The sequence below is a fragment of the Methylobacterium sp. 275MFSha3.1 genome, from assembly GCF_900108435.1.
GTDB lineage: Bacteria > Pseudomonadota > Alphaproteobacteria > Rhizobiales > Beijerinckiaceae > Methylobacterium.
In genome coordinates, this window is record NZ_FNWP01000039.1 from 21,379 (window position 1) to 27,771 (window position 6,393).

6 protein-coding genes are annotated in these 6,393 nt (G+C 56.7%); 5 read left to right on the plus strand and 1 reads right to left on the minus strand.

Translation table 11 applies throughout. From position 1 onward, the window contains the following. The first annotated feature begins 1 nt into the window (after position 1). The 5 genes from rfbC (at position 2) to BLW78_RS28490 (ending at position 4,812) form a co-directional block, all read left to right on the plus strand. Positions 2-547 (plus strand): dTDP-4-dehydrorhamnose 3,5-epimerase, encoded by a 546-nt coding sequence (gene rfbC / locus BLW78_RS28470; protein WP_091683525.1) that lies wholly within the window; start codon positions 2-4, stop codon positions 545-547. Then, on the plus strand, positions 544-1,443 hold the full coding sequence (locus BLW78_RS28475; RefSeq protein ID WP_091683527.1) for an NAD-dependent epimerase/dehydratase family protein: 900 nt from the start codon (positions 544-546) through the stop codon (positions 1,441-1,443). Before rfbC ends, BLW78_RS28475 begins: the two co-directional genes overlap by 4 nt. 307 nt (positions 1,444-1,750) lie before the next feature. Next, the gene (locus BLW78_RS28480) at positions 1,751-2,524 is read left to right on the plus strand and encodes a formyltransferase family protein (RefSeq protein WP_139307770.1); all 774 of its coding nucleotides are present in this window, start codon (positions 1,751-1,753) and stop codon (positions 2,522-2,524) included. Then, positions 2,521-3,267, plus strand: coding sequence for a cephalosporin hydroxylase family protein (locus BLW78_RS28485; protein WP_091683531.1), 747 nt, complete (start codon positions 2,521-2,523; stop codon positions 3,265-3,267). Before BLW78_RS28480 ends, BLW78_RS28485 begins: the two co-directional genes overlap by 4 nt. 414 nt (positions 3,268-3,681) lie before the next feature. Beyond that, positions 3,682-4,812: a DegT/DnrJ/EryC1/StrS family aminotransferase gene (locus BLW78_RS28490; protein ID WP_091683533.1), complete on the plus strand. Its 1,131-nt coding sequence runs from the start codon at positions 3,682-3,684 to the stop codon at positions 4,810-4,812. A gap of 147 nt (positions 4,813-4,959) precedes the next feature. Here BLW78_RS28490 and BLW78_RS28495 read toward each other — a convergent pair. Next, a protein-coding gene (locus tag BLW78_RS28495; RefSeq protein ID WP_091683535.1) for an IS3 family transposase occupies positions 4,960-6,311 on the minus strand; the annotation gives its coding sequence in 2 pieces (ribosomal slippage) (positions 4,960-5,973 and positions 5,976-6,311; 1,350 coding nt in all). Between the last annotated feature and the right edge of the window lie 82 nt (positions 6,312-6,393).

The following is a 6,393-nucleotide window of genomic DNA, read 5'->3' on the forward strand; positions in this document are numbered from 1 at the left end:
CGTGACCCTTGAGGAGCTGCCGCTCGCAGGAGCCTACCGGATCAGCCTGAGCCCACACACGGACGAGCGCGGCTTTTTCGCCCGGACAGTTTGCGAAGACACACTGGCAACGCGCGGGCTGGTGGGCCGCTTCCGGCAGTCGAGCGTCTCGTTCAACCTGAGGCGCGGCACAACGCGGGGGATGCACTACGCGATCGCGCCGCACGCCGAGACCAAGCTTGTGCGCTGCACGATGGGGGCGATCCACGATGTAATTGTCGACCTCCGCCGGAACTCGCCCACCTATCTGCAATCGATAGGCGTGGAGCTGTCGGCCAGGAACCGGGCAGCTCTCTATATACCGGTCGGGTTTGCGCACGGCTTCCAAACACTGCAGGATGAGACGGAGGTGCTCTACATGATCGACCGCACTTACGTCGCCGAGGCCGCACAGGGCCTGCGCTGGGACGACCCAGCACTCGACATCGTCTGGCCGGAGCCGGTGACGGTGATCTCGGAGCGCGACCTAGCCTTCCCAGCTTGGGCCGACGCGGAAACAGTCGCGTGACTTCCAGCGTACGGCGCGTCGTTCTCACAGGCGGCACCGGGTTCGTGGGCGCCCATGTGGTCCCGGCGCTCGTCGCTCGCGGCTTCGAGGTCCACGCGCTTGGCCGTCGACCGCCGTCGGCGCAAGTCACCTTCCACCCGGTGGATTTACTGGATGCGGATGCGGCGCGCAGCGCCGTGGGGGCAATTGGGGCTAGCCACCTGCTGCATCTCGCTTGGTATGCCGAGCCGGGTCGGTATTGGCGCTCGCCGGCCAATCTTGACTGGTTGGCAGCGAGCCTTGCGTTAGTTCGCACCTTCCGGGAGACCGGCGGTGCGCGGGCGGTAGTGGCGGGTACTTGCGCTGAGTACGCCTGGGGCTCCGAGCCCCTAATCGAATATGGGCTCTGTGCTCCAACGACCCTATACGGGGCGGCAAAAGACGCAACGCGGCGAGTCTTGGCAGCATACGCATCCGAAACCGGGCTGTCATTCGCGTGGGGACGGCTGTTTTTCCTCTACGGACCGGGGGAGAAGCCGGGCCGGCTGGTGAGTAGCGCGATCCGGGCGCTGCTTGCGGGCGAGCGCTTCAGCACTAGCCGGGGTCACCAACGCCGGGACTTCAGCCACGTCGCTGACGCAGCCAGTGCGTTCGCAGCTCTAGTCGACTCAGCAATTGAAGGGCCCGTCAATATCGGCTCGGGCGAGGCTGTGCCAGTCAGTACTATTTTGGAGCGGATCGGTAGATTGACCGGCCGGCCCGAGTTGATCGATTTTGGCGGCCGCCAGATTGAGCAGACCGAACCAGTCAGCATCGAGGCCGATGTCACTCGCTTGCGCGAGGAGGTCGGATTTTATCCCTACTACGACCTCGAGAGCGGCCTCGCACATACTCTAGATAAAACTTTGCGAGCTTAATTGTGGCGGGCAGAGTCACGGAGAGGCGCAAACTCATTCCTCTATACATCAGTTCCCTTGTTCATTATCCGGAAAACGCCATACAGGGCACCATATCTGTCAGCATCGGGTTGAGTGTGCGACAGCTTCATCGCGCAAGCGAAACTGAGATGACGCTGAGGCGCTACCAAGACGGTGAATGTAATAGATCAGGAGCGGCTCAAGCGAGCTGTACCTCTCGCCCACATTGTTCAAAGCGCCCAGTTAGCGGTCAATTAGAAGCGCACGACGGCGAAGGCACCGATATGCAAGAAGAGGAAAACTCGACGTGTCCGAACCTGGCCGCAGCATACTCCTAATGTTTGTGGGTGCAACAGTCGGGTTTGAAGCCCTCGCATATGTTGCAGATCACCATTCAGAATCTTTGTGTGGCGTCGTTTTTCATAATGCTCTCTCGCAAGAGCAATGGCATAAGTACAACCGCCCACTCAATGTCCCCGTTTTCGTATGGGACCGCATGTCGACGGATGAACTCAATGCCAAAATAAACTCCATAGGCCCCGAATTGATCTTCCTTGCTTGGTGGCCAACAATACTTCAGCCGAGCACGATCAGCACTGCTCGCTCAGCAATTTTGAATATGCATCCAAGCTACCTGCCGCATTGCAGAGGTAAAGATCCCAATTTTTGGGCCCTCGTTGAGATGAGACCCTTCGGCGTATCGATTCATCATGTAACTGCCGACATAGACGCAGGCGATATTGCATATCAGAAAAAACTCGCGGTTGACTGGACCGACACCGGTATGTCACTGCATCTCCGAGCCCAAGAAGCCATGGTTCAGTTATTTAAGGATAATATCGCCCAGATGCTTCGTCTAGATATACCTCATCAGACACAACAAATATCCGTTGGAAGTTTTCACAGGCGGAGAGAGTTAGATACAGTGAGTCATATTGAACTGGAAAGAAATTATACGGCCAGAGATCTTTTTAATATTGTGCGCGCACGCAGTTATCCGCCGTACCCAGGGGCGTATTTCCGCGACGGCGATGAAACTTATGAAGTTCAGATCCTCATCCAAAGAAAGCACAGCAAATGAATGCCGAGCGTGAATTTGCCGAACAAAACCGCCGAAAAATCGAAGCCCTCGGCAGTGATCCAGAGATGACCCGACTTTCCAGAGAGTGGTTTAGGCGCGCATCGCGCCATAACTACTCTTACCATTTTTCATGGATGGGAAGGCCAATCATTCAGTTCCCGCAGGATATCATCGCAATCCAGGAAATTATTTGGAACGTAAAGCCCGACGTTGTGATCGAGACCGGAGTAGCGCACGGAGGTTCGTTAATATTCCTTTCGTCAATGCTTGAGCTGTTAGGACCCGGCAGGCGAGTAATTGGGATTGATATTGACATTAGGGAGCATAACCGCCGCGCGATCACGGAGCACCCGATGTCAAAGAATATTACATTGATCGAAGGCAACTCCTGCTCAGCGGAGGTGCAGGATCAAGTCCGCACGCTGGTGAACAAAGATCAAAAATCCGTTGTCATACTGGATAGCAATCATACTCGAGATCACGTTTTGTGCGAGCTTCGGGCCTATGAGAAGTATGTCGCAAAGGGATCATATCTCATTGTACTCGATACGATTATTGACTATATGGATGAAGAATTTTCGGCAAATAAGCCTTGGGGTCCTGGATCGGGCCCTGCTCCCGCAGTCGAGGAATTCCTAAAAGAAAACACCCGATTTGCACCTGTCTTTGAGATTGATAACAAACTGCAGATTTCCGTTGGCCCGGGCGGGTACCTACAATGCATCGAAGATCTTCGATCATAATGTTAAATGGCGTTAATATACCCGCCCCTTGCGGCACATCAGTTCAGTTACCGCGGCAATGTAGGATCGCGCGCAAGTGTGATTGGGTGGTCTCCAAGAGCCGACCCTTTAGTGTAGGCGGGCCATAGCTGGATAGGTGGCCTTCTCATTAGGAGAGCTGGGTTCCGTCAATCCTATTCGATGGCTTGCGCGGTCTTGTAAACGCAAGTGCGGAGGGAGCCTTTCTCTCGGGGAAGCGCTCTGGAGATAAACCAGCCAGTGCGGAGCACTGGCTGGTTACTTTCGGTGCATCGCCGCTGAACCCGAACGAGGGCAGTGGATGGTGACCAGCGCTCGCGCAACATTGCGAACCAGAATAACCCAACCTTGGTAGCAGAAGACCTTTCAGTACCCTGTGAATCGTAGGAGTGTATTATGTCAACGCGGCGAATTCCAATTGCCGGCCCATCCATCACTGACCTAGAAATTGGATTCATAATGGATGCCGCAAAAAACGGCTGGTACGACAATGCTTTCGAGCATATTGGCCGATTTGAGTCTGAGTTTGCATCCCACACCAAGCGGCAGTATGCTATATCGTTGCCTTCCTGCACCGCGGGACTTCATCTTGCATTAGCGGCCCTAGACATCGGCCCCGGAGACGAGGTCATAGTGCCAGATTGCACATGGATAGCAAGTTCTGCGCCCATCAGTTACGTAGGAGCGACTCCGGTGTTTGCCGACATTAGTCGCCAAACATGGTGCATGTCACCGGATTCCTTCAGTGAATGCATTACTAAAAATACAAAGGCGGCGGTGATTGTAAATTTGTACGGGCATATGGCAGAGTGGGATGCGATCACCGAGATTGCGGAACGCAATAATATTTTCTTGATAGAAGATGCGGCCGAGGCAGTCGGATCGACTTACGGGAATAGACCAGCTGGATCTTTTGGTTTATGTTCGGCATTTTCATTTCACGGGTCGAAAACGATGACCACCGGAGAAGGGGGAATGCTGGTTTGTGACGACAAGTCTTTCTACGATAAAATAATGAAGCTCCGAGATCACGGCAGAGCTCCGGGCGACGTCATGTTCAACAATGACATGGTCGCGTACAAGTATAAGATGTCTCCACTTCAGGCGGCGCTTGGATCGGCCCAGTTACAACGGCTTCCAGAACTCGTATCGATGAAAAGGGCGATTTTTGGATGGTATAAAGAGCGTCTTGATAAAGATCCGCGAATATCACTCAACCCTGACCATAAGGAAGTATACAACAGTTACTGGATGTCGACTGCCATTTTAGATCCATCTTGCGGCATCGAGAAAGGGAGACTTGTATCATTGCTCAGGGAACGCGGCGTCGATGTTAGACCGTTTTTTAACCCGCTGTCCCTAATTCCAGCTTACTACCACACAGATGAGGCGGCGGTGGCTAGGACCCGCAACAGAGTTGCACAAGATATATCGGCAACGGGCATTAATCTCCCGAGCGCTTTAAGCTTGACGGAATCAGACATTGACCGAGTTGCGGAGACACTTGTCTCATTAATAAGTAGATGATCTTTGGATCTATTCTGCAACTTTGTTGTGCTCTAATTTTCGGCAGGCGTGAGCGATTCCGCCCATTTCCGCACTGTCCGTCGTCAGATGATTTGAGACGGTTTGCGATGCTCAGGAACGGAGGTTCTGGTCCATCTGGGTGAGAAGTTAGGCAGCCTGCGCATGATGGCGCAAGCGGCGGTCCATGAGGGTCTGGCGTTTGATCCGCGCCCGTTCACACAAGATTGTCTCGCCGCGGCGGAAGTAGACGTCGGCAGGGGTGAGGTTGCCCAGGCTCTCGTGAGCCCGAGCGTGGTTGTAGTGCTCGACAAAGGCGGCAACCCGCGCCTCCAGTTCGCCGGGCAGGTAGGCGTGTTCGAGCAGGAGGCGGTTTTTGAGCGTCTGGTGCCAGCGCTCGATCTTGCCCTGCGTCTGCGGATGGCGGGGCGCACCGCGGATGTGGGTCATACCCCGGCTGCCGAGCCAGTCGGCCAGATCACCCGCGACGTAGCTTGAACCGTTGTCGGTGAGCAGCCGTGGCCGATGCACCACCTGCACGTGGTCGAGCCCGGCGGCCGCTAGCGCAAGGTCGAGCGTGGCGGTGACGTCGCCGACCTGCATCGTCGTGCACAGCTTCCACGCCACGATGTAGCGCGAGAAGTCGTCCAGCACGGTCGACAGGTAGTACCAGCCCCAGCCCACCACCTTCAGGTAGGTGGAGTCCGTCTGCCAGAGTTGGTTTGGCGCGGTGGGCTTGTCGCGGAACTCGTTGGCGGCTTTGATCACGATGTAGGCCGGGCTGGTGATCAGGTCCTGAGCTTTGAGCAGACGGTAGACGGTTGCCTCCGATACGAAGTAGCGCCGCTCGTCGGTGAAGCGCACCGCCAACTCGCGTGGGCTGAGCTCCGGCTGCTCCAGCGCGAGGGCGACGATCTGATCGCGAACCTCGGCGGGCAACCGGTTCCAGACCCGGCTGGGTCGGGACGGGCGATCCGCCAATGCCTCGAGGCCGCCACGCTGGAAAGCGTCGTACCACCGATAGAACGTCGCCCGGGTGACGCCGAGCTTGTCCAGGGTGGCGCGCACCGGCAGGTGGGATTGCTCAACCAGCCGGATGATCTCCAGCTTCTCAGAGGCCGGGTACCTCATGCCTCGTCGCCCCCAACCCCAGTCATACTTTTTTTCAGCAGGCGGTTTTCCACGACGAGATCGGCCACGACCTCCTTCAGCGCACCCGCCTCGCAACGCAGGTCCTTGACCTCGTCGGCGGTCGCGGCACGGGCCGAGTCGCCGGCCAGCCGCTTCTTGCCGGCCTCCAAGAACTCCTTGGACCAGCCGTAGTACATCGAGCTGGCGATGCCCTCACGCCGACACAGCTCGGCGATGCTGTCCTCACCGCGCAGGCCCTCCAGCACGATGCGGATCTTCTCCTCCGCCGAGAACTGCCGGCGCGTGGCGCGGCGGATGTCCTTGATCACGGCTTCTGCCGGCTTCCGCGCCGGCCCGGACGTCTGTTTCATCTTCGCTCCTGGGCTACGATGAACCAGCCATCCTCCGTTCGTGAAGACCCTCAATCTGTCTCAGGAGTGCTGACGGCGGACA

Bases quoted from the DNA above. Each gene is read 5' to 3' on its own strand.
- BLW78_RS28490 (WP_091683533.1), top strand. From the start codon at position 3,682: ATGTCAACGCGGCGAATTCCAATTGCCGGCCCATCCATCACTGACCTA.
- BLW78_RS28485 (WP_091683531.1), top strand. From the start codon at position 2,521: ATGAATGCCGAGCGTGAATTTGCCGAACAAAACCGCCGAAAAATCGAA.